A 26706-nucleotide genomic window follows, 5' to 3' on the forward strand; every position below is an offset into this window, starting at 1 on the left:
AGCATGCTATAACAATTAAATATTGTATTGCTCACTTATTCTTTCCAGTAGAGTTTTCTTATGGATCTGGTTTCACGTATACAAAATCTTCCAATTGGCAAATTCCACTACACATTATTGTGGGTGGTTGGTTTAGGTTGGATGTTTGATGCGATGGACACCGGTATCATTGCTTTTATCATGACAACGCTTGTTAAAGACTGGGCATTGACACCAGCCGAAAGTGGTTGGATTGTAAGTATTGGCTTTGTAGGAATGGCTATTGGTGCAGTTTGCTCAGGAGCCTTAGCCGATCGTTTTGGTCGAAAGACAATATTTGCCACGACCATGGCAATTTATAGTATTGCGACTGCTTTATGTGCTTTTGCTCCAGATTTAAAATGGTTATTGATTTTCCGTTTTATTGTTGGCCTTGGACTTGGCGGGCAGTTACCTGTTGCGGTGACATTAGTGAGTGAATATATACCCTCACATGTACGTGGTCGTTTTATTGTATTACTTGAAAGTTTTTGGGGTTTAGGCTGGTTAGTTGCGGCGTTAATTTCTTATTTTATTATTCCTAAATTTGGCTGGCATATCGCATTTCTGATGGGCGGCCTCCCTCTAATTTATATTTTAGTGATTTGGAAAAAACTCCCCGAATCGATACCGTATCTGATTAACCGTGGACGTATCGAAGAAGCGCATGCTTTAGTACAAAAACTAGAAGCTCAAGCGGGTGTTCAAATTGTTCATCACATTGAAGTTGTGCCTGTCGCCATACAACAAAAGGTATCTTTTAGACAACTTTGGAGTGGCCCTTTTGCACGCCGTAGTTTAATGCTGTGGCTCATCTGGTTTGGAATCGTATATTCCTACTACGGTATCTTTACTTGGTTGCCAAGTTTACTGGTGAAACAGGGCTATGACATTGTTAAATCTTTTGAATATGTTTTGCTGATGATTTTGGCACAGCTACCAGGTTACTTAGCAGCGGCATGGTTTGTTGAGCGACTGGGTAGAAAAATTACTCTTGCTTCATTTATCGGGTTTTGTGCACTGTCTGCATATTTCTTTGGACAAGCCGACAGCGTAAATAGCATTATGTTTTGGGGCTGTCTCATGTCTTTCTTTAATTTAGGGGCATGGGGCGTGTTATATACCTATACGCCAGAACAATATCCAGCCAATATTCGGGCTTTTGGTTCGGGCTGGGCATCGGCAATGGGGCGTTTAGGCGGAATTTTGGCGCCGATTGTCGTTACTCATATGATGGTTGCAAAGCATGGGTTTAGCCATGTATTTATGATGTTTACTGTTGTTTTACTTTTGGTCGCAGCTGTAATTTTAATATTAGGTGAAGAAACCCAAGGGAAAAGACTAGAGTCGATAGGCTTGTAGTTTTGCCTAACTTTATAGCAAGTAACTAAAAATATAGAGAGATGAGACATAATTTGACGCTCAGGTGACAGACTCCCTCTTGTGTCTGTAACATAGCCCACTTAGCATAAGACTCATTTAAAATAACGACTGATTTGGAAGATAAGCTGACTATGACCAGCCTTGCGCATCAAGCGACAGAAAACCGCTCTGTAGCCGAATTTACTGAACAGGCTTACTTAAATTATGCCATGTACGTCATTATGGACCGTGCATTGCCGCATATCAGTGATGGCTTAAAGCCTGTACAGCGCCGTATTGTCTATGCCATGAGCGAGCTAGGCTTAAAAAATAGCGGCAAGCCAAAAAAATCAGCACGTACAGTAGGTGATGTGCTCGGTAAATACCATCCTCATGGTGACTCGGCATGTTACGAAGCGATGGTATTGATGGCTCAGCCATTTAGTTATCGTTATCCTTTAATTGAAGGACAAGGTAACTGGGGGGCACCAGATGATCCTAAGTCATTTGCTGCGATGCGTTATACCGAAGCAAAGCTTTCTGCTTACAGTGAGTTGTTGTTAAATGAGCTAGGTCAGGGCACAACTGACTGGCAAGATAACTTTGATGGTTCATTAAAAGAGCCTATTACGTTGCCAGCGCGTATTCCTAATATTCTACTCAACGGCACAACCGGTATTGCCGTTGGTATGGCGACAGATATTCCTCCACATAATTTACGTGAAGTGATTAAAGGCACGATTGCCTTAATTCGTAACCCACAAACTTCAGATGAAAAATTGGCTGAATATATTCCAGGGCCAGATTTACCAACAAAAGCTGAAATTATTACTCCGCCAGAAGAATTACTCAAAATCCAGACCACTGGTCGTGGTAGTTACCGCATGCGAGCGGTTTATACTATTGAAAAAAATGAAATCGTGATTACTGAGCTGCCTTATCAAGTATCGGGCTCTAAGGTAATTACTCAAATTGCCGACCAAATGCAGGCCAAAAAGCTGCCATTAGTCGTTGATATTCGTGACGAGTCGGATCATGCAAACCCAACACGACTCGTGATTGTATTGCGCTCAAACCGTATTGATGCGGAAGCAGTGATGAGCCATTTGTTTGCGACCACCGATTTAGAGTCGAGCTACCGTGTTAATTTAAACATGATTGGTGAGGATGGACGTCCTCAGGTTAAATCGATTCGTCGTATCTTGCTTGAATGGATTGAGATCCGTAAAAAAACAGTAACTCGCCGTTTAGAATATCATTTAAACCGAATTGAGAAACGCCTGCATATTTTGGCAGGTCTTTTAATTGCTTATCTTGATATTGATACAGTGATTCGTATTATCCGTGAAGAAGATCAGCCTAAACCTGTATTGATGGAACATTTCAATATTGATGAGATACAGGCAGAAGCAATTTTAGAACTCAAGTTGCGTCATTTAGCAAAACTTGAAGAGATGGAAATCCGTCATGAACAAGATGAGCTTGCTGCAAAAGCTGCCATTATTCGTGAGCAATTAGAAAATCCAGAATCTTTAAAAAATCTGATTATTGGTGAATTAAAAGAAGACGCGAAAAAGTTTGGTGACGAACGCCGTTCTCCAATCGTGGTGCGTGCTGAAGCTGTTCAGATTAAAGAACAGGATTTAATGCCAGCTGAAGCAGTAACGGTGGTTTTATCTGAAGCTGGATGGATTCGTGCTGCAAAAGGTGCAGATGTTGATGCAGAGAATTTAAATTATCGTGCGGGCGACCAATATTTAAGTCACGCTGTGGGTAAAACTAATCAACGGATCTATTTCCTTGATGAGACAGGGCGTAGTTATGCCTTGCCTATTAGTAGTTTGCCATCAGCAAGAGGTTTGGGCGAACCTTTAAGTTCTAAACTTGCTCCTGCAAGTGGTGTGTCGTTTATTCAGGTTTATCTAGAAGATGAAGAGTCAGAACTTATCGCTGCGAGTACCTCTGGTTATGGGTTTAAAACTCAAACCAAACAGTTAGATACCAATGCCAAGGCAGGTAAGACATTCTTGTCTGTTCCTGAAAAATCAAAAGCTTTACCATTAATATCTGCTCAGAATATGACGCACTTAGCGGTGCTCAGCTCAGCAGGTCGACTCTTGATTATTGATTTGGCAGAACTACCAAATCTAAATAAGGGTAAAGGTAATAAGTTGATACAACTTGATGCGAAAGAGCAAATTTTATCCATGACAACCCTGAACTTAGATGAAATAATTCAGGTGGTTGCAGGTCAGCAACATCTAAAATTAAAAGGTGATGATCTACAAAAATATATGGGTAAACGAGCTTCGAAAGGTCAGCTCTTACCACGTGGATATCAAAAAGCAAATAAACTGTTGATTCAGAGATAAAGCTAGCGTCTGGCAACATAAATACGCTATATATGGCAACATGTTCAAGCAATGAACTGAACTTGTTGGTATTGAATAACGATTAAAAGGACAGCAATTTGGAGTACGTAATTTGTACTCCATGCAAAAAATTTGGCAGGGTTAAATTGTCAAAACTTCTGTCTCATAATCTTGTTCGAAGTGTCATGAATGTGCCAATAAGTTTTAAATATGTTCTGGCACCAAGAAGCTAAAGAATAGCTGGGGCATTGAATAACAGTTATTACTAAGGATTACGAATCGGAGATAATGGCATTATGGAAAAAATTTGGTTTGCAGAATACCAAAAAACAGGGATTCCAGAAACAGTAGCATTGCCTGCGGAAAATACCTCACTTGTTGATATTTTTGAGAGTAATTTCCAAAAATTTGGTTCTCGCGATGCCTTTATCTTTATGGATAAAGCGATGTCATTTAATGAGTTAGAACTTGCAAGCCGTAAGTTCGCAACCTATTTGCAAAATTTGGGGTTAGCAAAAGGAACTCGTGTGGCAGTGATGATGCCGAATGTATTGCAGTATCCTGTAGTTGCATTAGCTGTGTTACGTGCAGGTTTGGTGTTAGTAAACGTTAACCCACTCTATACTGCGCGTGAACTTGAGCATCAATTAAATGACTCAGGTGCAGAAGTACTCGTGATTATCGAAAACTTTGCCAGTGTTTACCAAAGCATTTTGGGTAAAACTCCAGTGAAGCATGTCGTAGTTGCATCAGTCGGAGACATGCTCGGTACACTCAAAGGTACTCTGGTGAATTTTGTATTACGTAAAGTACGTAAACAAATTCCAGCTTGGAATATTCCAGGGCACGTTAAATTTAACTCAGCATTAAATAAAGAAAATGCGAGTAATTATAAGCGTCCGACGTTAACTTTAAGTGACACTGCTGTACTTCAATACACTGGTGGTACAACAGGCGTTTCAAAAGGTGCAGAGCTTACTCATCGTAATCTTGTAGCAAACTTACTTCAATGTGATGGTATTTTTCAAAGTAAATTTGGAGCAAATGATGGCGCTAAAGGCGACCGTATTGTTTGTGCATTACCGCTTTATCATATTTTTGCGTTCATGGTTTGCGCGATGTACGGTATGTATAAAGGTCAAGCAAATATCTTGATTCCGAACCCTCGTGATTTACCAGCTGTTATTAACGAATTACGTAAATATCAACCATCATTCTTCCCAGCAGTAAACACATTGTTTAATGCTTTAGTGAACAATGAAGAATTCAAACAACTTGACCATAGCAATTTAAAAATGGCGATGGGCGGTGGTATGGCCGTTTTACCTTCTACAGCAGAAGCGTGGAAGAAAATTACTGGTACAACCATTATTGAAGGCTATGGTTTATCAGAAACTTCACCGGTAGCAACTGCAAATCCACCTGCTTCTACTGAATTTAGCGGCACTATTGGTATTCCGTTACCTTTAACTGAAGTTGCTATTTTAGATGATGACGGTAAAGAAGTTGCTTTAGGTGAGCAAGGTGAAATCTCGATTCGCGGTCCTCAAGTGATGAAGGGCTACTGGAATCGTCCTGATGAGACAGCTAAAGTCATGACAGCGGATGGTTTCTTCCGTACGGGTGACATCGGTGTGATGGATAGCCGTGGATATACAAAAATTGTAGACCGTAAAAAGGATATGATTTTGGTTTCTGGCTTTAACGTTTATCCAAGTGAAATCGAAGAAGTTATTGCTAAACATCCAAAAGTATTGGAAGTTGCAGCCATTGGTGTTCCAGATGAAAAATCAGGTGAAGTGCCAAAACTCTTTATTGTGAAAAAAGATCAAAGCTTAACGACTGAAGAAGTTTTGAGTTTCGCTAAAGAAAATTTAACAGGCTATAAACGCCCTCGTTATGTTGAGTTTATGGATGAATTACCAAAATCAAATGTAGGCAAAATTTTACGTAAAGACTTACGTAAACCAGCCTAATCAGTGAATAAAAAAGCGCCTTAGGGCGCTTTTTTATTTTAGTTTTTATGGCTTTTTATAAACCAGCGGTCTATATAAGGACGTCCAATTCCGACCATCCCAACAAAAACAAGCATTGTGCCGAGTTGCAAGCGTAGGTGAGTTAAATCAAGCTGACCATAACTTAAATAATTATCTGCTAAGCAATATATCGTAATCACAATGAGCCAGTGCCACAAAGTGAGTCGTTTAATACCGACTGCAATAAAGGTAATTGTTAAAATAACAAAGGTGCCAAGTGTCGATTGCCAATTCAAATTTGCACAAATCACACTAAGTAAAAAAGCCATAATAGGGAGCACGATCTTTAATATGCGATCTATCTGAAGTTGATTCTGTTTTTGCTTATCCAAGACTTCAAACAATTCTTTTTGATCAGGTTGTTGCATACATGGCCCTATTAATCAGTGATGACAAGTGATTGCATAAAATTTCAGGTAAAAACGCAATGTTATGATAGCATGATCAACAGTATTTTCAGTGATGGATGGCACTATGCAGGGCATCAGCGGCATTATCTATATTATTTTAGTGGCATGTTTGCTGCCATACGCATTTACCGTAATTGCAAAGTTTACAGGTGGGTTTCAGCCTGCCGATAATCAAAACCCGAGAGCTTTTTTTGCCAAAACAACTGGTTTGGCTGCTCGTGCAAATGCCGTACAACAAAATAGCTTTGAAAGCTTACCTTTATTCTTAACGGCTATTTTAATGGCTGAATATATGGTCGTTCCGGAATATTTTATTCTGAGATTGGGTTGGGCATATATTATTTTAAGAGTTATTTATGGGATCTGTTATTTAAGTAACTGGGCAACTTTACGTTCGATTGTCTGGTTCTTATCTATATTGTGCCCAATCTTCTTATTAGTGGTCACGATTAAACTGACTTGAGTGTCATTCTGTCATCATTCATATCAACTTTCGCGTGTGCGCATTGTATAATCGGCATCATTTTGATGATATCCACGCTATAATCGAGTGGATTTTACATCTGACTTCATAACGAAAGAGTATTGATATGAGTTACAGCAATATCCCAGCAGGTAAAGATGCCCCAAATGACATCTATGTCATCATTGAAATTCCTGCAAATGCAGCACCAATTAAATATGAAATCGACAAAGATTCTGATGCATTGTTTGTAGACCGTTTCATGGGCACAGCAATGTTCTATCCAGCGAACTATGGTTATGTTCCAAATACTTTGTCTGAAGATGGTGACCCGTTAGACGTACTTGTTGTAACTCCACATCCTGTTGCCGCTGGTTCAGTCATTCGTTGCCGTCCAGTGGGCAAATTAAAAATGGAAGATGATGGTGGTATCGATGCGAAATTAATCGCTGTTCCACACGAAAAATTGTCTCCATTATATAAAGACGTTAAGGAATATACAGATCTTCCTCCGTTATTAATTAGCCAAATTGAGCATTTCTTCAGTCACTATAAAGATTTAGAACCAGGTAAGTGGGTAAAAATCAGTGGTTGGGAAGGTGCTGACGTTGCTAAAGCTGAAGTATTAAAAGCAATTGAAGCTGCTAAATAAGCTTTAATTGATAAGGCTCAGAATGCCTTAATTGATATTCTGAGCTTAATAAAAAACCTACATCTGTTGCCAGACGTAGGTTTTTTTATGCTTGATAAATTTGTGAATTAGAATAATTTCACAGGAATATCAAGGAAGATACGCCATTCATTCGTGTCACCGATATAGTTACCATTTTGATAGGCATCACTAGCGCGGTAGTACGAGTTACGAATACGAAGACTTGCATCTTTAGCAAAACCACTTTGAACGGTGTATTTTACTTGGTTAAAGAATTCGCGTTCTTGAGCACTGTCAGTTACATTTTTAACTTTGATGTCCCAACCGTATACAAATGCAGTTGTCCAATTTAAACCAGGTAATACACCTAATTTACCAAAGTCTAGGCTATATTGGATCTGTGCAGATTTTTCATCGTTACCGATGAAGTCAGACAGGTAAGAGTTTGGCAAATAAATACTTTGGCCGCCGTCAGCATTTTCCCCATAGTCATAACCAACGTTACCACTGTTTTGTTGGTAAGCAACCATTACATTATGTGGGCCAGTGTTGTACGCTGTAGAGATTGCCCAAATATTATTCTTACGATTAGATAGGTCATCAGTAGTTTGTGAGTAAGTAAAAGCACCTTCATCAAACTTAGTATGATAACCACTGAAATCATAAGTTAATGAACTATCATTTGCCAATGGTTGTTTATAGTTTACATTTACATAATGACGTTCAAGCTTATCTTTACTATCTAAGCCATAATAAGATGCATTTAAATTGTCATCAAATTTGTACTTAGCTCCCCAAACAATTGCACGGTCAAGATGACGTCCATCTGTGTTCACCTGATCAGAATACTGATCTTTAGTGAATTTACCCGCAATCACTTCTAAATTTTTAATTTCATGGCTAGTTAACAAAGTACCAGTAAAATATTCAGGTACTAAACGAGCTGTGTTACTTGCCAAAACAGGTAAGTCGAGTACTTGAGTACCATAGCGTACTGTTGTATTCGAGAAACGTGCTTTAACATTAGCACCACCACGAGCCCAGTGATCATATGAATCACCAGCACCTTTTGTTGGTACACCTTCGTTATTGAGGCCAGTTTCACGTGGAATCATGTTATTGCCAGCGTTTTTGTTTGCGCCGATTTTAAATGAACCATCACCAACAACGCCAACACCGAAACCAACAATACCTTGGGTAAAGCCTGAGTCGATATTTACAATTGCGGTTTGAGCAAATGAACTAGTGTCTTTAACTTGTACAGGTTTACCTGTAAGGTTTTCAACATAGTTGGTTTTATCACGGCTGATATAACCGGTACGGAAGAGAATAGAACCGTTCGCATCTTCAACAAATCCTTTTGCCTCACTTTGCTCGCTTGCCTGAGCTGAGGAAATTATTGCCGCAGAAATGAGAACTGCTAATGTAAGTTTTTGTGCATTTAGCATATTTAAAGAACCTCATAAAAACGATAAATCCTGTGCCTTGTTATTGTTCAGGGCCTAGGATTTGAATCAATTGTATAAGTAATCTATAAAAAAGATATATTTTTGTTGATTTTATTTTATATATGCTATGCAGAAATTGATTAATGTGCTACTGCTTGTTGACTAAATTTACTATTAACCTTTTATACTTAATGTATTGTTTAAAATAAAAAAAGTAATTTATTTTTTAGTGTATTTTTACCATTTATTTTATATTCCAAGCTCAAAAAATAGTTGATTCTTCTGTTTATTTTTTGATCCTTTTTGATGGATATGTTTAGTTTTTGATCTCCTGTTGAGTTGATTTTTTCGACGATTTATTTTTAATATTTTTTAAAGTGTTACTTTATAACATTATTTTTAAGAACAATGTGCAAAAATAGATCACTCTAAACGAGCAATAGAATTTAGTTTAATTGGTCAAATTTAGTGCGATATTTTGCGTAAATTTTGTGCATTACTCTTTTTGCTCATATTGCTGATTAAAAAAGACCCAAAATAGTTCATAAGTTTAAAAATAGAAAAAATAAAGAAATCTAATTAAATGAAATGCCCATTTACAGACCATTAAAAGCCTAGCTTTAAGAAATTTACGTAATTTTTATATTTCCTAATCAAGGCTAAATAGAAATTTTACATTGAGTAAATGAATACTTCCCATCTCGGTTACTAGTTTCCGATAAGGGGTTTTCATATGTTTATTATTTCTAATTGCACAAGAGTTTTATTTTATTTTATTGTTTTTTATAGATATATATTTATGAAAAACAAGCAGGGGGTTCATTGTAAAACAAGTTTGATCTCAAAATTAATGAAGTGCGTTGATAGCAAATATGGAATTGGCACAGCAATTGCTAAAGCTTAAGTAACACAATGTGTTTTATATACATAAATCGTGCATTCATTATGGGGGAGATCAAAATGATGAAATTTGCACTTAAGGCCTTAGGTCTTGGTATCTTTGCAGCAGGTTCAACCATGGCTATGGCTGAAGATGCACCATCTTTTTATGGTATCACCGCAACAGGGAGCGTCGCAGCAACCACAGACTACCGCTTCCGCGGAGTTACCCAATCATCAAATAATCCAGCCATTCAAGGTGGTTTTACTTTTTCTCATAAGTCGGGTGCTTATGTTGCGCTTTGGGGTTCAAGCGTTGACTTTAATACGCCAGGTGTTTCAACTGAAACTGATATCTCATTAGGTTATACCAATACCTTAAAACTATCAGATAAGCTGGCACCAACCTATGACGTGGGTGTAATTCATTACGGTTATATTGGTTCTGACTCAAAATTTACTAACCCATACAATGGGGATACGGGTTTTGACTTTAACGAATTTTACGGAAAATTAACTTTTGCTGATTCTTTATTTAAAGGTGATGCACTTAGTGTGGGCGTAAGCTACTCAGATGATTATTGGGGCCACTCTGATGAGTTCTGGTATTTCAACGTTGGCTATTCAGCACCAATTGCAGATACAGGATTTACAGGCCTTGCTTCAGTTGGCTATAACAAGCTTAAAAATAAAGACTCTTTACTTGTAGTTGCGGGTGGACCAGGTGAAGACGATAGCTATATCGATTATAAAGTCGGCGTAAACTATAACATCTTGGGTATTGTTGCTGAGCTAGATGTAGTGGGTACGGACATTAGTACTTCTGGCATGACCGATGCTCAGAAAAAACCTTATGACACAGGTTTAGTGTTTAGTTTAACTAAAACATTCTAAGCTTTGAGTTATAAAAAGCGGGTTTATTGACCCGCTTTTTTTATTAGTTTTTTATTTCAGAAAGTAGTTGTTTTAACTGATTAAGCTCAATATCTGTGGCTTTGAACAATGGCTTACGGGGTGAACCTGCAGCAACACCTTTTAGCTGTAAACCTGCTTTAATCGTTTTGGGTAAACCCCCAGTTACAATAAAGCGTAGTAGAGGAAGTTGTTGATAAAATGATTTTTGGGCCTGTTGTAATTCACCATTTTTTACATGTTCGATAAGTTGTTGAGGTTGTTGACCTAACAGATTTGGTGCTGCTGTACACCAACCACTTGCTCCAGCACATAAAGCTTCTAAAGCTAGAGGGTTACATCCGTTATAAAACGGAAGTTCTCCTTTTGAGAGTTCTTGAATTTTATGCATGCGCTGAATATCACCGCTGCTTTCTTTTACCATTGTGATGTTTGCAATGTTATTAAACATGCGCACGATTAATTCTGGAGACATATCAACACCACTCGTTGCAGGGTTATTATAAATCATAATCGGTAAAGTCATCGCTTGTGCAATCGCTTGATAATATTCAAAAATCTCTTGATCTGTTAGCTTCCAATAAGATACAGGAATCACCATAAGTGCATCTGCACCATAGCTTTGCGCGATCTGCGCTTTTTTGATGGCTTGATCCGTCGTGAGTTCTGAAATTCCAATAATGACAGGTACACGTTTATTAATGCTTTCAATTGAAGTTTTAGCGACTAAACACCACTCATCCCATTCAAGATAAGCACTTTCGCCAGTACTGCCTAAAGGCGCAATTGCATCGCAGCCGTTTTCAATAAGCAAATCCAGCATCTGTTTTAAAACAGGAAGATTAATGGTGTTGTCATCAGAAAAAGGAGTAACAGGGTAGCCAATAATGCCGTTTAGTTTCATGGTCGAAGTCTCTTTTCAAATACAGTCAGAATGTTTTTTCAAAGCTTTACGTGCGTAGTAAGCAAAGTTCACTTTGTTGCGTTTATCGGTAGATACCCAGTCATGAGCTTCTGTAGCTAAATCGTGTGGGATCGGCTGAATTTGCCCGGCCGACATGGCTAAAAGTTGCAGTTGAGCTGCGCGTTCAATTAAAAGCGCCAAGTTGCAGGCTTCTTCAATGGTTTTTCCTGTGACCAGTTGACCATGGTGAGACAACAAAACAGCGCGGTTTTTACCCAGAGCAGAAGAAATCAAAATACCTTCTTCATTGCCCACAGGAACACCCGGCCAATGGCCTACAAAAGAGCAATCTTCGTAAAGTGCACAGACATCCATCTGAGAAATCATGAGTGGAATCTGGAGCATCGACAATGCAGCTACATGAGTCGGATGCGTATGGATAATGCAGTTCACCTCTGGGTGTTCTTTATAAATCCATGTATGAAAACGGTTGGCTGGGTTTGCCATTCCTTCTTGATTAATGGGTTCTAGGTCTTGATTCACCTCAAGCAAGTTTGAGGCAGTAATTTCATCAAAACCTAAACCAAAACGTTGGGTAATAAAGAATTCTTTACTTTCACTACGACAAGTAATTTGGCCTGCTAAACCAGCATCATGGCCATGATCAAATAAAATACGACAAGTGAGTGCAAGCTTTTGGCGGTCAGTTAAATCTGAGTCACTAATCCACTTTTGCATGTCTTGCTGTGCATTTTGCATAAGGTCTTGTTTGTTTACAGAAGCAGTCTTCATCTCTTCTCCAGTCCAGTTGACCAAATTAAGTAAGTGAAGGCAGAATAGAAAACAACTGGATGAATCAATACATCCAGTTTTAATAAGTTATATGGTCCAGATGGGGCAAATATGCTAAGACCTTGGCAAGTACATTTTCGTATCGATGAAAGAGAAGAAAAGACGGTTTTTCTAAAACTGACTAACTTGATTAGTCAGGAAATTTTAAGTAGCCGGTTGGCGCAAGGGACTATGCTGCCGGGGTCTCGTAGCCTATCAAAAGAATTAGGAATTAATCGGAAAACGGTACAAGCGGTCTATGAAGAATTAGAAGCACAAGGATGGCTTGTGACTCGCCCCAGAAAAGGCACATTTGTGGCAGATGTTTTGCCAGAAAAACAACTCAAAATAGAGTCAGTATCTGAGCGAAAAGTTAATGAGAAGCCAATTATTCAAGAAGTTGCTTTATATCCACATAACGATGGTGTGCCAGATCCACGGCTTATTCCCTACGAACTATTTTCACGCGCCTATCGGCATGCACTGATTAAAATTACCCAAAACCAGTATATGGGATATGGTGATCCGAAAGGTATGGCTGAGTTAAGACAAGCCTTACAACAAATGTTGTCGATGGAACGTTTTATGAATGTTGCCGCAGGTGAGATTTGTATTGTACGCGGTAGCCAGATGGGAATTTTTCTTGCATCTCGTGCATTACCTAATCGGCAAGGTGTTATCGTTGTTGAAGAGCTTTACTATCCATCTGCTTTTAAAGCGTTTCAATCAAATGGTTTTCAGGTCGTTTCTGTCAAATTAGATGAACAAGGTATTGTCATTGAGGATTTAGAACGTATTTTAAAAGAACATTCGGTTGCTGCCATTTATACAACTCCGCATCATCAATATCCCACAACTGTCACGATGCCAATGAATCGCCGTCTTCAACTCTTAGAGCTTTCAAAAAAATGGGGCTTTTATATTATTGAAGATGACTATGATAATGAATTCCATTATGACAGTCGGCCTATGCCACCCTTAGCAAGTTTGCCTCATTCTGAATTGGTTATTCATGTTGGTTCATTGTCTAAAGTTTTTGCACCAGGGATTCGTTTAGGCTACATCGTGGCATCGTCACCAATCATTCAATCGATTACTGAAGATATTTTACTGATTGATCGTCAAGGTAATAATATTACTGAACTTGCCTTAGCAGATTTAATGCAACGGGGTGAAATTAAAAGACACATCCGTAAAATGAAAAAAATATATCAACTACGCCGAGACCATGCGTTAGCTGAGTTTAAAAGAGTTTTTGCAGAGCGTGTTCATATACAACCACCCGCGGGTGGAATGGCGTTATGGGTAAAATTCCAGAAACCATTTACTCGAGATCAGCTTATAAAATTAAAAGAACTCAACATTGATACAGAGCATAAGTTTAAACAAAACGAGTCTTCTAATCGTTGTATTCGCTTGGGTTTTGCTGCTTTATCAGAGAAAGAAATTACTTCTTTAATCGAGACCTTAAATCAAGTTCTTAACTAAAGAACAGCGGACTCATCATCCGCTGTTTTACCTTAAGAATGATTGCCTCGATAAGAGAGAGCTTCTGTAAGATGAGGGCTCTGAATCATCTCGCTTTGAGCCAAATCGGCAATGGTCCGCGCTACTCGTAAAACACGATGATAAGCACGAGCTGATAGATTTAAACGTTGCTGTGCCATTTCAATCATTCGCTGTGAAGTACTATCAAGGACAGCATATTGTTCTAGTTGCTTCGGTGAAAGCGCTTGATTTAAACAATTTTGTCTTTGCATTTGTTGTTCATAAGCAGAAATCACGCGCTGTCTTACAGCCGTAGAACCTTCAACAGGTGTTGAATCTTGCAGTTCCTGAGCTTTTAAAGGCGGTACATCAATATGTAAATCGATACGGTCAAGTAAAGGGCCCGATATACGGTTTTGATAGCGCTTAATGCTGTCAGGTGAACATTGGCAACGGCTGTCTTGATTAAACGCATAACCACATGGGCAGGGGTTCATCGCAGCAATCAGTTGAAAGTTAGCAGGATAAGTAATTTGCCGAGCTGCTCGTGAAATAATGATTTCTTTTGATTCAAGCGGCTGGCGTAAAACTTCTAGCACTTTTCTATCAAACTCGGGCAATTCATCTAAAAATAGAACACCTAAGTGGGATAAGGTAATTTCACCCGGTTTAGGGTGAGATCCGCCCCCAACAAGTGCAATTGCTGATGCCGTATGGTGGGGTGCACGAAAAGGACGCTGTCCAAACGTATGCGGTGTATTTGAAATCGAATAAATACTCGCAACTTCAAGTGTTTCTTGATTAGAAAGAGGTGGCAAAATTGAAGGAAGGCGTGAAGCGAGTAAAGTCTTACCGGTGCCCGGTGGTCCTTTAAAGAGCAGAGAATGTCCCCCTGCTGCGGCTATTTCTAGGGCGCGACGTGGGCGTAGCTGACCTTTTACATCTGCCAAATCAAATTTATAAGGCATTTGATTTGATGTTGTTGAAGGTTCAATCGAAGATAGAGATTTCGTGCCCAGAAAGTGTTCACAGACTTCTTTTAAATGGCTCACCGGATAACACTCAAGGTCCGGTAAATGGTTAATATCCTGACTATTATCAAGAGGTAAAAGCATTTTATGCTTGGCCTGTTGACACGCCATGGCCAAAGTTAAAGTACCTGACACTGGTCTTACATGACCATCCAGTGCTAATTCACCAATTAATTCAAAATCTTCGGCACAGTTTTCAGGAAGCTGACCAGAAGCAATTAAAATGCCTACAGCAATTGGTAAATCCAGACGTGACCCATCTTTGGGCAAATCTGCTGGTGCAAGATTAATGGTCAGCCGTTTAGTTGGAAATTGAAATCCACTATTAATAATGGCTGAGCGAACTCGGTCTTTACTCTCTCGTACAGCCGCCTCTGCTAGTCCGACAATGGTAAGAGAAGGTAAGCCTTGACTCACATGTACCTCAACTTCAATTAGAGGTGCATGTAAACCCAAAAGTCCCCGTGTATAAATTTTAGAAAAAGACATCTTATTGTTCCATTATGGTGCTTCATTTTTAATCGTTGTAAAGTATAAGTGCGCTACGTTGGTGCTTATTTTTTATTCTTTAAAGTTTCTTCTAACAGACTTACTTGTTTTTGTAGCTCTTCTAAACGTTGAGTGGCCGATTGAAGTGCGGTCTTTTGACGGTCAATCTCTTGTTTGGACACAAGATCTAACTTTTCGACTGCTTCATTTAATAATGCACGTAAATTTTTTTCCAAATCTTTTTTAGGCTCATCAATTTGTTCCAAAATGGCCTGTAGTAATGTTTCTAGCATAAAATATCCAAAGTGTTGTATTACCTTATGGTTTACAGTTTAACACTGCTTGAACTTGGGATATAGGTTTCAATTCTTTTAGTACAAATAGAACATTAAATAAGCACTCAGCGATACTTAAAATTCATTTTATTTTTAATAGCTCATCTACATCTTGATCACTAAATAGGTTATAAAGAAAGTTCATGCAATAGATTCATTTCCCTCAACCTTTGAAATATTGGCATGAAAATTGAACATAAAACCTTACTGGTGAAAAGAAGCCGAAGGAAACAAACATGAAGCTTGTAACTGCAATTGTAAAACCGTTTAAATTGGATGATGTGCGTGAAGCGCTCTCTGACATTGGTGTACAAGGGATTACCGTAACTGAAGTTAAAGGTTTTGGTCGTCAAAAAGGACATACAGAACTCTACCGTGGCGCAGAGTATGTGGTTGATTTCTTACCTAAAGTAAAAATCGAAATTGCGATTAGTGATGAAATGGTTGACGCGGTAATTGAATCAATTACTCGTGTAGCAAGCACTGGGAAAATCGGCGATGGTAAGATTTTTGTGACTAACCTGGAACAAGTTATCCGTATCCGTACGGGTGAAACTGGACCAGATGCTGTCTAATTGGCACAAAGCTTGCTGAGTAGAAAATAACTCGCAAATGAGGTTGGGGGACACGAATGAAAAAAATGCTTATGGCGCTGAGTCTATCAGGCGCTCTTTTGGGTGGTACTGCCGTTTGGGCAGAAGATGCTGTAACAACGCCTACATCGGAAGTTGCGGCTACATCAACATCTCCAGCTACTGCAACCACTGCAGAAGCACCAGTTGCTGAAACTCCAGCAGCTCCAGCACCAACACCAAAACTTGATACAGGCGATACATCTTGGATTTTAGTTTCAACAGCTTTGGTTCTATTAATGACCATTCCTGGTTTGGCACTATTCTACGGTGGTATGGTACGTAAGAAAAATGTATTAAGTACTATGATGTTCAGCCTTTCCGCTGCAATTTTAGTAAGTTTGCTGTGGGTGATTGCAGGGTATTCAATCGCGTTCTCTGGCACAGGTGCATTTTTTGGTGATTTGTCTAAAGCCATGCTCAACGGAGTCGCGTTTGATGCATTGAGCGGGACAATTCCTGAAAGTCTCTTTGTTATTTTCCAAATGACTTTTGCCATCATTACAGTTGCAATCCTTAGTGGTTCTATTGCAGACCGTATGAAATATTCAGCTTTCATGGCATTCATTGCAATTTGGGTACTTGTTGTTTATGCACCAATTACTCACTGGGTTTGGGCAACAGATGGCTGGTTGTTTAAAGCAGGCGCATTAGATTTTGCTGGTGGTACAGTTGTACACATCAACTCAGGTGTTGCAGGTCTCGTTGCTGCTTACATGCTTGGAAAACGTATTGGCCTTGGCCGTGAATCTATGGCTCCTCATAATCTGACTCTAACTGTTGTTGGTGCAAGCTTACTTTGGGTGGGTTGGTTCGGCTTCAACGGTGGTAGTGCCTTAGGCGCGGGTGCTCGTGCAAGTATGGCAATTTTAGTGACTCAAGTTGCTGCCGCTGCTGCTGCATTCTCTTGGTTAGTTGTTGAACGTATGATCCGTGGCAAAGCATCTGTATTAGGTGGTGCTTCTGGTGCTGTAGCTGGTTTGGTTGTGATTACACCAGCAGCAGGTTTTGTCGGGGTAGGCGGTGCTTTAGTGATGGGCCTTATTGGTGGCGTAGTGTGCTTCTGGGGTATTACTGCACTTAAACGCTTACTTAAAGCCGACGATGCTTTGGATGCGTTTGGTTTACATGCTGTAGGTGGTATTGTCGGTGCGATTTTAACTGGCGTATTCTACAGTGACGAAATTATTAAAGCAGCTAACGTTACCTTAGCTCCAACATTCGCTGGCCAATTATGGGTACAAGTTGAAGGCGTATTGGCAACCATGGTTTACAGTGGTCTCGCGACTTTCGTTATTCTTAAAGTGATTGATCTGGTGATTGGTATCCGTGTGAACGCTGATGATGAGCGCATGGGTCTGGATTTAAGCCAACATGGCGAACGTATTGAATAATCATTATTAATATATCTGCTGTCTTAAAAGAACAGTCTTGAGCTGTGATCAAAGCGATACTTTGATCTTGCTCAGGACTGTTTTTTTGTCTTATAGAATGCTGGTTCTGTAAGTGTAGAAATTTTGCTACACTAGGTCAAAGTAATCGACCCTATAAATCCGCTATGCATTGTCCATTTTGCAACGCCGCAGATAGTAAAGTCATCGATTCACGTTTAGCCGCCGAAGGCTGTCAGATTCGTCGACGTCGTGAGTGTGTAAGTTGCGGTGAACGTTTTACCACTTTTGAAAGCTATGAAGTGGTGATGCCCCGTGTGATCAAATCGAATGGAAAAAATGAACCTTTCGATGAGGCCAAATTACGTCGTTCGTTAATGCATGCTCTGCAAAAGCGTCCGGTCACACAAGAGCAGATCGAAACAGTTTTAAGCGATATTCAGTTGCAGATTCGCCGTTTAGGTGAGCGTGACGTAAAATCTAGAACAATTGGTGAAATCGTCATGCAATCTCTATTTGCACTTGACCATGTCGCTTATGTCCGATTTGCTTCTGTATATCAAGATTTTCAGGATGTTGAGGCGTTTCGTCGTCAAATTGAGCAAATGCAACAACGTGAACAATAACTATTTGAGATTTCTATGTCTGAGTTGAAACAAGATCAATATTGGATGCAGCAAGCCATTGAACTTGCCAAACGAGGTCTATATTCGACTAAGCCTAATCCAAATGTTGGTTGTGTCATTGTCAAAGATGATCAGTTAATTGGTGAAGGCTTCCATCCTAAAGCGGGTCAACCACACGCAGAGGTCTTTGCTTTACGTCAGGCAGCTGAACAAGCACAGGGTGCAACAGCCTATGTCACGCTTGAGCCATGTGCGCATTATGGGAGAACTCCTCCTTGTGCCGAAGCACTGGTTAAGGCACAGGTTAAAAGGGTGGTTGTGGCATGTCCTGATCCAAACCCGCTTGTTGCAGGTAGGGGTGTTCAGATTTTGAAAAATGCCGGAATTGAAGTAGAAATTGGCATTTGTGAAGATTTAGCAGAAAAATTAAATCAAGGTTTCTTAAAGGCGATGTCTACAGGCATGCCTTATGTACGCTTAAAAGTAGCTTCAAGTCTTGATGGACGTACGGCAATGGCATCAGGTGAATCGAAGTGGATTACTGGTTCTGCTGCCCGTCAAGATGTCCAGCATTGGCGTGCCATTTCAGCAGCGGTGATTACAGGTATTGAAACTGTGATTGCAGATGATTGTCAGCTTAATGTGCGTTCACTTGGTCATATTGATATTGAGACAGTTGCTCAACCAAAACGGGTTGTTTTAGATCGTCAGGGGCGTTTGCCACTTAACGCTAAAATTTTAGAAAACCCTGAAACCGTGCTGGTGATGGGGCCATATCGTCAAGAACTTGCTGATTTAGGCGTGATACAATTAGAAATTCAGCCTTTAAAAATGCTGTTACAGACCCTATCTAAGCAACATCAAATTTATGATGTATTGGTGGAAGCCGGTGCGACATTATCTACTGCCTTTTTACAAGAAGGTTTGGTAGATGAGTTGATCAGTTATATTGCCCCAACATTCTTGGGGAAAAGTGCAAGAGCCATGTTCAATGCAGAGTTTGAATATATGGCACAACAACTTCGTTTTACACTTCTTGATGTGACACAACTTGATCAAGATATACGCTTAAGGTTAATCCCTACGCAAGAGAAAGTATGAATTCAGAGCCTTCGGTTTATCACAAACGTCGTCATGCGGCCCGTACGACAGACGAATATCTTTTCCATCAGCTTGTTCCTTACCTAGGTAACAAGCGCCGATTGCTCCATCTAATTTTAGAAGCCCTTGAAATTACAGGGACACTGAATAGCAAGAAAAAGAATCCTCCGATTTTTGCCGACTTCTTTGCCGGCAGTGGTGTCGTGTCTCGTTTAGCACGTCAAAATGGTTACCGTGTGATTGCAAATGACTGGGAACCTTATAGCCATGCGTTAAATCATGCGATTTTAGCTTGTACCGATGCACCTGCATTTAAAGAGCTGGGTGGTTATCAGAAGGCAATCGATTATTTAAATCGCTTACCTGAAGTTAAAGGTTGGGTAACGCATAACCTTTGTCCACGTAACGATGATGTATACGATCCAACTCGTGACCGTTTATTCTTTAAACGCCGTAATGGTATGCGTATTGATGCGATTCGCCAGCAGATTGCAACATGGCAGGCGCAAGGTGCAATTAATGATGTAGAGATGAGTGCTTTGCTTGCACCATTACTCTATTCAGCAAGTTTTGTGAGTAACACCAGCGGCGTATTTAAAAGCTTTCATCAAGGGTGGGGCGGACGTACACAAACTGCATTAGAACGAATTGAGTCATTACTTTGGTTAACACCAAGCCGTTTTTGCGAGATTGGTGACCGTAAGCGTCCTGCTGCTGAAATGTGGTGTGTAGATTCACAGCATCTCGCAAATCAAATGAGTGGTTTTGAAGTCGATGTTGCTTATCTCGATCCACCCTATAACCAGCACGCATATAGTAGTAATTACCATGTTTTGAATGCATTAACTTTATGGGATCAGGTCGATTTACCATCACCAGATACTAAAGGTTATAAGAGTGGAATTGATAGAGCTTGGCGTAAAGAGCGTCCAAGTCCATATAACTCTTCTAAATATGCAAAAGATGCGTATGAAAAGTTACTTTCAACCATCAATGCCCGCTATATTCTGACCAGTTATTCAACTGATGGTAATATCGAGCCTAAAGATTTGCTTATGGCTAATCTGGAGCGCGGCAAAGTGACTTTGTTAACACAAGATGTTCCACGCTATCGAGTAAGTAAACAGCGACAGTCTGAACGTGCACGCGTGCTTGAGTTTATTGTGATTACTGATACTCATGCTAAGTCAGGACCACCATTGCGTCAGTTATTAGGCCAGCTTTACCACTTCGCCGAGCTAGGTGGTGTAGATACCTCAGGTAATAGTACACAGCTCGCACTTTGGTAAGCGCTGCAATTTAAGCAGTGTAAAAAGATTTGGAGATTGAGCCATGTTTACAGGCATTATTGAAAGTTTAGGAAAAGTTGAAAGCCTGCAAAGCGTAGGTGGTGATGTGCGTTTACGTATTCAGACTGATCTGGATATGTCAGATGTACATTTGGGTGACTCAATTGCGACCAATGGTATTTGTCTCACCGTGATTGAATGGGGCGATAATTGGTACGCAGCGGATGTTTCTCGTGAAAGCTTGAATCGTACGACTTTGGGTAACTGGAAAGTTGGGCAACGTGTCAATGTTGAAAAGGCAATGTTACCGACAACACGCTTTGGTGGACACATTGTGAGTGGCCATGTTGATGGTGTGGGTGAAATTACTGTAGTACGTGAAGATGCTCGCTCAATCTATTATGAAGTTACAGCACCGACAGAACTTGCTAAATATTTAGCGGAAAAAGGCTCTGTGACGGTAGATGGGATTAGCTTAACGATTAACCACTTACGTGGAAATATTTTAAGCTTAAACTTAATTCCGCATACAGCAGAACGTACTAACATTGGAACATGGCAAGTTGGTAGCAAAGTAAACCTTGAAGTCGATGTTTTGGCGCGTTATATCGAGCGTTTATTACTTGGTGACAAGGCTGCTGAACAAAAAACAGAATCAAATATTAGTATGGCTTTTTTAGCTGAGAATGGTTTTTTAAAATAAAAAGCTAAATTTTCAAAATAAAAAAACCGGACACTTGTTCCGGTTTTTTATTTTGAAAACTTATTGCTTGGTTAGCGTAACCGAGTTTGTGCCGACCCATGGTTTATTATGTTGGGTGCGTGTAATTGAAAATTCGCCTTTTTCTGACTCTCGTGTGAGTAAGATAGATAAAGAGTTAAAGTCGTTATGACTCATATAAAGTTCTTGTGCTGAAAATGTCCATTGTTCACCCTGATTAAGCTGCTCAAGTTGCATTGAAATCTGATGCGGAATGTCCATTTTTACCCTCATTAATTTTCATAAATAATCATGCGATATTCTAATAATTATTTGAACTAAAAGAATATTGTGCATAACTATTCTGTGACAATTAAGTGTCATTTTTATGACAAAGAGAGTCTTAAAAACTTTACTTTTCTATTTTTTCATCAGAAAACTTAGAATTCTTTAAAATGTATTCAATTTCTTCTTGAGCTGCCGAATTTAGTTTGGCTCGGAAAGCTGTTACAGACTGTTCAATTAAGCTCTCAGCTTCAAGTTCTAAACGAATGCGTAAACTTTCAAGCTCAGATAAGATTTGATCATCGGTAATACTAAGTTTTACGCCAGCAGAGTAATTGACTGCTGGTGTTTCAGGGTTTTTCTGATAACGCGCAGTTTGCTCTGCAACTTCTTGTTCTAAATGACTACGTAATGTGTGTAATGTTTCAGTCTGTTCATTAAATTTTCGAATTTCGTCTGCTTGCAACTCCGCAGCATAAGCAGCTTCTGATGCACGTTTGTCAGCAAGCGATTTTTCTAAAGCAAGTTGACGACGAATACGTGCTTGCTCAATGAGCTCCGCTTTAAGATCTGCGTAGGCTTGTTCAATTTTTTGCTGTGATTCTAATTGCGCTTTTTCATCATTTAAAACCCAAAGCTGAATAGGCGTTTGAGGCTCTAGTAAGTCACAAATACGTGCCAGATCCTGTTGATAGGTATGACGGACAGCTTCAGGCGCATTTAACCATCTTTTTTTAAAATCTTGCCCGACATTTAATGCCACCATGTTTCTCCTTGATCAACAGTATTTACATTTTAGCGCGTTATAATTTAAAGGTCCGCGGTTCTATACCCAAACGGCGATACATTTTAAATTTTTCTCGACCAATTTGCTTGGCTGTTTCATTATTTTCAACAATTTCTATAATGTGGCTAAAATGATCAACTTGTTCAAGTGCATGATTGTTAAAATTAAATACTAACAGGCCTTGTTCAAGTGGTTGTTTAGCCGAAATACATACAGCAGCATCAGTCTGATCAACGCCATGCCCAATGAAACTGACAGGGTCGAATTCCCATAATCTTTCATCAAGCATCTGTTGTAGCTGCATATCTGGGCAATACCACCAGATTTTAGGATGCTTCTGTAATATTTTTCGACATAAACGGCAAGCACTATCGACTTGCCGTTCTTCGCTGGTTTCAAACAGATAAAAACTAACTTTAGCCATTCGTATTTACACGATTCGCTAAAAATTGCATGAGTAATGGTACTGGACGACCGGTTGCACCTTTAGCTGGACCCGATAACCATGCTGTTCCTGCTACATCTAAATGAGCCCAACGATATTCACGTGTAAAGCGCTCAAGGAAACATGCAGCTGTAATCGCGCCGCCATATGGACCACCGATGTTTGCAATATCCGCAAATGGTGAATCAAGTAATTCTTGATAATCATCAATCACTGGCATACGCCATACACGGTCAAATGATTGTTCGCCAGCTTGTTGGAGCTCTGCTGCCAAAGCATCATCTGGTGAGAACAACCCACTGAGTACTTTGCCTAAAGCGACTACACATGCACCAGTTAATGTTGCGATATCAACCACTACTGCTGGATTAAAGCGTTTAATATAGGTCAATGTGTCACACAGTACTAAACGGCCTTCAGCATCTGTATTTAAAATTTCAACAGTTTGACCGCTCATGGTTGTCACAATGTCACCTGGACGAGTTGCTTTACCAGAAGGCATATTTTCTGCTGCTGCAATTGCACCAACTACATGAATAGGAAGTTTTGCTTCGCATAGGGCACGAATGGTACCAAGTACAGATGCTGCACCGCACATATCGAATTTCATTTCATCCATGCCAAGGCCTGGTTTTAATGAAATACCACCTGTATCAAAAGTTACGCCTTTACCCACTAAAACAACCGGAGCTTGATCAATCTGTGCTTGATATTCGAGCGTTACAATACGGCCCGGACGTTCAGATCCTTTACTGACTGCAAGAAAAGCATACATGCCTAAATCAGCCATTTGTTGCTCATTTAAAACAGTTACTTTAAGTAAGTCAGGGAATTCTGCGGCTAAAGCTAGAGCCTGTTCTGCCAAATATTCTGGGAAACAAATATTGCCCGGACGGTTGCCAAGATCACGTGCATAAGACTGACCAGACTGTACTGCATGTACTAAAGCCAGTTGTTTTTCATCTAGGCTAGTTGTTGAACTAATTAAATCAACCTGTTGTAACACAAATTCATTTTTTTTCGATTTAAACTCATCATAACCATAAGCTGCTTGAGTTAAGCTTAAAGCAAATAAATAATGGTGCTCGACAGGTAACGCAGCAATATCGATTGCGATATGCTTAAATTTATTTTGTGTCGATTTGATAATCGTTTGGGCAAGTTTAGCGAGCTTGACTGCCTGAAGTTCAGCTGTTTTTCCTAAGCCAAGTAATTGGCTGTGAGGCTGATTTGAAATCTGACCAAATAAAGGCAGAGTTTCATTGAAGTTGCCTTTAAATTGGTTAGCGTTCAGAACGCTTTCTAGGTTATTGATTTGATATGTGTTGACGTTGCTTTGTAGCTGTTCTGAATCAACTAAAACCCACAAAGATTCATTAGATGTCTGTTCGGGAAAAGTTGTATAAGTTGTAAATTTCATGGCTGTCGTGATTGCCTATAGAAAGTTATGATGAATTAAAACATTGAAACACTTTCAAGCATAGCGTTGCAATGTGCGGTTTTATATTTTTAACATTCGGGTAAACTAGCAGTCGTCCCGATTAGCCTTTTGGAAGTATTACTTTGATTATTCGGCGTTATCTCGTCAAGCAAGTTGTCTCTACCTCATTGGTGGTCATTTCTTTATTGACCTTAATCATGATGGGTGGTCGTCTGATCAAATACTTTGGTGTGGCGGCGCAAGGGCGTTTAGATGCCAGTATCTTGTTTAGCATCATTGGATATCGTTTACCTGAATTTCTAACACTCATTTTACCACTGGGTTTTTTCATTGGTCTAATGTTGGTGTTTGGTCGTTTATATGTTGACCATGAAATGGCAGTACTGAACGGTAGTGGTGTGAGCCGTCATCAATTAGCACGATTACTCATTCCAATGACGCTTGTTTATATGGTTTGTCAGTCTGTGCTTATGCTCTGGATGACGCCGTGGGGACTGCGTGAGTTTGAGAAATTAACCACCACCCAAGCGGTTCGGACAGGCTTCGATTTGGTTCGCCCAAGAGAATTTATTTCTTCTGGACCCTATACGATTTATGCAGGTTCATTGTCGGAAGACCGAAAGAATTTGAAGGACATTTTCTTTTATCAACGTGCCACCAAAGAAGATAAGCCAGATGTCATGATCTTGGCAAAAGAAGCGACTCGTGTAGAAGTTGCAAATGACACAGCCAATGTCGTTGATCTGGTGCAAGGCCGCCGTTATGAAATATTCCCGGGACAACCAAAATATACGCAAGCAGAGTTTCAGTCTTATCGTCTACGTTTAGAAAATGACAAAGATGTTAAGTTTGAGAGTGGCGATGTGGAAGCATTATCAACGACTAAACTCTTTTCAAAAACAAATGATCCAGTCATAAGAAGTGAGTTGGGATGGCGTTTGTTTGGACCATTCACCATTATTATTGCTTTAATGCTTTCTGTGGCATTGTCTGAGGTGAGTCCACGACAAGGTCGTTATTACCGTCTTATTCCGGCGATTTTTATTTTTTCCAGTCTGATCGTATTAATGATTGCAATCAAGACTCGTATTAGTAAAGAAGAACTCGATATTTGGGCTTATCCTGCCGTGTTGGTGGTTTATGGCGTTGCAGCAGCCTTATTTTCACGTAAACAAAAGTTGGCACCAAAAATCAAGAAACAGATCAAGCGAGTGAAATTATAATGTTAGCACGTCGAATAGTCGCCAAATATGTGACGAAAACCACTGCGCTTGCAATGTTTGGCACCACAGTTGTTTTGTCGATTTTACAGATCTTATTTACGTATCTGGGCGAGTTAGGGGAGCTCAAACCAGACTATAACGCATGGCAAGCTCTCATCTATGTGTTATGGGGAGCTCCTCGTTATCTATATGAAATTTTGCCTATTTCTGCCTTGATTGGTGCGGTAATTGGTTTAGGGTCACTAGCAACTAGCAGTGAACTTATTGTTATGCGCTCTGCTGGTATTAGCTTATGGCGTATTGTTGGTTGGGTGATGCGCTCAGCTTTACTGCTTATTATTTTGTCTTTTGCCTTAAGTGAATGGGTTATTCCATATACCAATGAAAAAGCAGCAAGTGTTAAAAGTCACCGATCTGTAGCTGCTTTAGGCGAAGTGAAAGGTTATTGGTCACGTGAAGGGCAGCGATTTATCTATATCGACTATGCTAACTCTCAAGGCAATTTAAAAGATATTCAAGTGGTCGATTTTGACCAGAACTATTACTTGCAATCATTAATCAATGCTCAGCAAGGACAATTCGTAAAAGATGGTCAATGGGCTTTGAAGAAAGCACAACAAATGGATATTTTGGCGGCAGGAAATGCCATCAAAACCGACCATGACGAACAATCACTTTCTTTAGCATTACAGCCTAAATATGTGCACATGGTGACTTTAGATCCTGAAGATTTATCACCAAGCCAGCTCATCAGTTTCATGCGCTATATGGATGAATATAGTCAGGTTCCAAAAACCTATCAATTGGCTTTCTGGCAAAAAGTTGCCTCGCCATTTTCGTTGATTGCTCTGGTTCTCGTGGCATGTTCATTTATTTTTGGGCCATTACGCCAACAATCGATGGGTTTCCGTTTGGTGATCGCATTGTTTATTGGTTTGAGTTTCTATTATTTGCAGGATTTCTTGGGTTATGCCAGCTTGGTTTATGCCCCATCTCCTGCATGGTTCGTACTCGTACCTATCTTATTAATGTTTGGTGCCGGAAGTTATTTGCTTTACCGCGCTCGCTAGTAATAATTGAAATTTATGGTTTTCATCAATCGTAGATATTGGTGAAAGCCATAGGAAAAAATAGAGTCTTGACCGAAAATTCGGTA

The 26706-nt window shown here is 39.8% G+C and carries 26 protein-coding genes; 16 read left to right on the forward strand and 10 right to left on the reverse strand.

Annotated elements, in window-relative coordinates; all coding sequences use genetic code 11:
* Positions 1-60 precede the first annotated feature (60 nt).
* The 3 genes from QLG01_RS10125 (at position 61) to QLG01_RS10135 (ending at position 5728) form a co-directional block, all read left to right on the forward strand.
* The gene (locus tag QLG01_RS10125; RefSeq protein ID WP_151767103.1) at positions 61-1380 is read left to right on the forward strand and encodes an MFS transporter; all 1320 of its coding nucleotides are present in this window, start codon (positions 61-63) and stop codon (positions 1378-1380) included.
* 152 nt (positions 1381-1532) lie between these two features.
* Complete coding sequence (gene parC, locus QLG01_RS10130) at positions 1533-3752, forward strand: DNA topoisomerase IV subunit A (RefSeq protein ID WP_013199151.1); 2220 nt, start codon at positions 1533-1535, stop codon at positions 3750-3752.
* Between the two features lie 296 nt (positions 3753-4048).
* Positions 4049-5728, forward strand: a complete 1680-nt coding sequence (locus QLG01_RS10135; RefSeq protein ID WP_004795215.1) for a long-chain-fatty-acid--CoA ligase — start codon at positions 4049-4051, stop codon at positions 5726-5728.
* Between the two features lie 38 nt (positions 5729-5766).
* Here the strand turns inward: QLG01_RS10135 and QLG01_RS10140 are convergent, their stop codons facing one another.
* Positions 5767-6156 (reverse strand): hypothetical protein, encoded by a 390-nt coding sequence (locus QLG01_RS10140; RefSeq protein ID WP_005301519.1) that lies wholly within the window; start codon positions 6154-6156, stop codon positions 5767-5769.
* A gap of 106 nt (positions 6157-6262) precedes the next feature.
* On the opposite strand from QLG01_RS10140, the gene QLG01_RS10145 reads away from it, so the two are divergent.
* Entirely contained in the window at positions 6263-6661 is a 399-nt protein-coding gene (locus QLG01_RS10145) for an MAPEG family protein (protein WP_004795212.1), read from the forward strand.
* A 127-nt stretch (positions 6662-6788) separates the two neighbouring features.
* Entirely contained in the window at positions 6789-7313 is a 525-nt protein-coding gene (gene ppa / locus QLG01_RS10150) for an inorganic diphosphatase (protein ID WP_004795210.1), read from the forward strand.
* A gap of 107 nt (positions 7314-7420) precedes the next feature.
* Here the strand turns inward: ppa and QLG01_RS10155 are convergent, their stop codons facing one another.
* Entirely contained in the window at positions 7421-8761 is a 1341-nt protein-coding gene (locus QLG01_RS10155; protein WP_199987913.1) for an OprD family outer membrane porin, read from the reverse strand.
* Between the two features lie 733 nt (positions 8762-9494).
* Here QLG01_RS10155 and QLG01_RS10160 point away from each other — a divergent pair.
* Positions 9495-9665 (forward strand): hypothetical protein, encoded by a 171-nt coding sequence (locus QLG01_RS10160; RefSeq protein ID WP_282496379.1) that lies wholly within the window; start codon positions 9495-9497, stop codon positions 9663-9665.
* A gap of 56 nt (positions 9666-9721) precedes the next feature.
* Entirely contained in the window at positions 9722-10534 is an 813-nt protein-coding gene (locus QLG01_RS10165) for a TorF family putative porin (RefSeq protein WP_049838290.1), read from the forward strand.
* Between the two features lie 43 nt (positions 10535-10577).
* On the opposite strand, the gene QLG01_RS10170 is transcribed toward QLG01_RS10165, so the two are convergent.
* The gene (locus QLG01_RS10170) at positions 10578-11456 is read right to left on the reverse strand and encodes a dihydrodipicolinate synthase family protein (RefSeq protein ID WP_282496380.1); all 879 of its coding nucleotides are present in this window, start codon (positions 11454-11456) and stop codon (positions 10578-10580) included.
* Positions 11457-11471: 15 nt separating this feature from the next.
* Complete coding sequence (locus QLG01_RS10175) at positions 11472-12248, reverse strand: aldolase (RefSeq protein ID WP_282496381.1); 777 nt, start codon at positions 12246-12248, stop codon at positions 11472-11474.
* Between the two features lie 111 nt (positions 12249-12359).
* On the opposite strand from QLG01_RS10175, the gene QLG01_RS10180 reads away from it, so the two are divergent.
* Positions 12360-13775 carry a PLP-dependent aminotransferase family protein gene (locus tag QLG01_RS10180; RefSeq protein ID WP_282496382.1) on the forward strand — a complete coding sequence of 472 codons (1416 nt, stop codon included), beginning with the start codon at positions 12360-12362 and terminating at the stop codon, positions 13773-13775.
* Positions 13776-13807: 32 nt separating this feature from the next.
* On the opposite strand, the gene QLG01_RS10185 is transcribed toward QLG01_RS10180, so the two are convergent.
* Complete coding sequence (locus QLG01_RS10185; RefSeq protein WP_282496383.1) at positions 13808-15295, reverse strand: YifB family Mg chelatase-like AAA ATPase; 1488 nt, start codon at positions 15293-15295, stop codon at positions 13808-13810.
* A 65-nt stretch (positions 15296-15360) separates the two neighbouring features.
* On the reverse strand, positions 15361-15588 hold the full coding sequence (locus QLG01_RS10190; protein ID WP_004795193.1) for an accessory factor UbiK family protein: 228 nt from the start codon (positions 15586-15588) through the stop codon (positions 15361-15363).
* A gap of 278 nt (positions 15589-15866) precedes the next feature.
* Between QLG01_RS10190 and glnK the strand changes: the two genes are divergently transcribed.
* The 6 genes from glnK (at position 15867) to QLG01_RS10220 (ending at position 21372) form a co-directional block, all read left to right on the forward strand.
* Positions 15867-16205, forward strand: coding sequence for a P-II family nitrogen regulator (gene glnK / locus QLG01_RS10195; protein WP_000780326.1), 339 nt, complete (start codon positions 15867-15869; stop codon positions 16203-16205).
* A 56-nt stretch (positions 16206-16261) separates the two neighbouring features.
* The gene (locus tag QLG01_RS10200) at positions 16262-17656 is read left to right on the forward strand and encodes an ammonium transporter (RefSeq protein ID WP_282496384.1); all 1395 of its coding nucleotides are present in this window, start codon (positions 16262-16264) and stop codon (positions 17654-17656) included.
* Between the two features lie 164 nt (positions 17657-17820).
* A complete protein-coding gene (gene nrdR / locus QLG01_RS10205; protein ID WP_004795187.1) occupies positions 17821-18279 on the forward strand; it encodes a transcriptional regulator NrdR in 459 nt (152 codons plus the stop codon).
* Positions 18280-18294: 15 nt separating this feature from the next.
* The gene (gene ribD, locus QLG01_RS10210; RefSeq protein ID WP_282496385.1) at positions 18295-19380 is read left to right on the forward strand and encodes a bifunctional diaminohydroxyphosphoribosylaminopyrimidine deaminase/5-amino-6-(5-phosphoribosylamino)uracil reductase RibD; all 1086 of its coding nucleotides are present in this window, start codon (positions 18295-18297) and stop codon (positions 19378-19380) included.
* A complete protein-coding gene (locus tag QLG01_RS10215) occupies positions 19377-20669 on the forward strand; it encodes a DNA adenine methylase (RefSeq protein ID WP_005301611.1) in 1293 nt (430 codons plus the stop codon). The genes ribD and QLG01_RS10215 overlap by 4 nt, the downstream gene beginning before the upstream one ends.
* 43 nt (positions 20670-20712) lie before the next feature.
* The gene (locus tag QLG01_RS10220; RefSeq protein WP_002121149.1) at positions 20713-21372 is read left to right on the forward strand and encodes a riboflavin synthase; all 660 of its coding nucleotides are present in this window, start codon (positions 20713-20715) and stop codon (positions 21370-21372) included.
* A 60-nt stretch (positions 21373-21432) separates the two neighbouring features.
* Here the strand turns inward: QLG01_RS10220 and QLG01_RS10225 are convergent, their stop codons facing one another.
* The 4 genes from QLG01_RS10225 to QLG01_RS10240 form a co-directional block, all read right to left on the reverse strand.
* Positions 21433-21651: a hypothetical protein gene (locus QLG01_RS10225; RefSeq protein WP_005301614.1), complete on the reverse strand. Its 219-nt coding sequence runs from the start codon at positions 21649-21651 to the stop codon at positions 21433-21435.
* A 130-nt stretch (positions 21652-21781) separates the two neighbouring features.
* On the reverse strand, positions 21782-22420 hold the full coding sequence (locus QLG01_RS10230) for a hypothetical protein (RefSeq protein WP_107882356.1): 639 nt from the start codon (positions 22418-22420) through the stop codon (positions 21782-21784).
* A 37-nt stretch (positions 22421-22457) separates the two neighbouring features.
* Positions 22458-22865, reverse strand: a complete 408-nt coding sequence (locus QLG01_RS10235; RefSeq protein ID WP_282496386.1) for a DNA polymerase III subunit chi — start codon at positions 22863-22865, stop codon at positions 22458-22460.
* Complete coding sequence (locus QLG01_RS10240; protein WP_282496387.1) at positions 22858-24306, reverse strand: leucyl aminopeptidase; 1449 nt, start codon at positions 24304-24306, stop codon at positions 22858-22860. The genes QLG01_RS10235 and QLG01_RS10240 overlap by 8 nt, the downstream gene beginning before the upstream one ends.
* Positions 24307-24449: 143 nt before the next feature.
* Here QLG01_RS10240 and lptF point away from each other — a divergent pair, with 143 nt between their 5' ends.
* Both lptF and lptG read left to right on the forward strand, forming a co-directional pair.
* On the forward strand, positions 24450-25550 hold the full coding sequence (gene lptF, locus QLG01_RS10245) for an LPS export ABC transporter permease LptF (RefSeq protein WP_013199136.1): 1101 nt from the start codon (positions 24450-24452) through the stop codon (positions 25548-25550).
* Complete coding sequence (lptG, locus tag QLG01_RS10250) at positions 25550-26620, forward strand: LPS export ABC transporter permease LptG (protein WP_013199135.1); 1071 nt, start codon at positions 25550-25552, stop codon at positions 26618-26620. The genes lptF and lptG overlap by 1 nt, the downstream gene beginning before the upstream one ends.
* The last annotated feature ends 86 nt before the right edge of the window (positions 26621-26706 follow it).

The sequence above is a fragment of the Acinetobacter sp. V89_4 genome (genome assembly GCF_029967875.1).
Taxonomy (GTDB): domain Bacteria; phylum Pseudomonadota; class Gammaproteobacteria; order Pseudomonadales; family Moraxellaceae; genus Acinetobacter; species Acinetobacter oleivorans.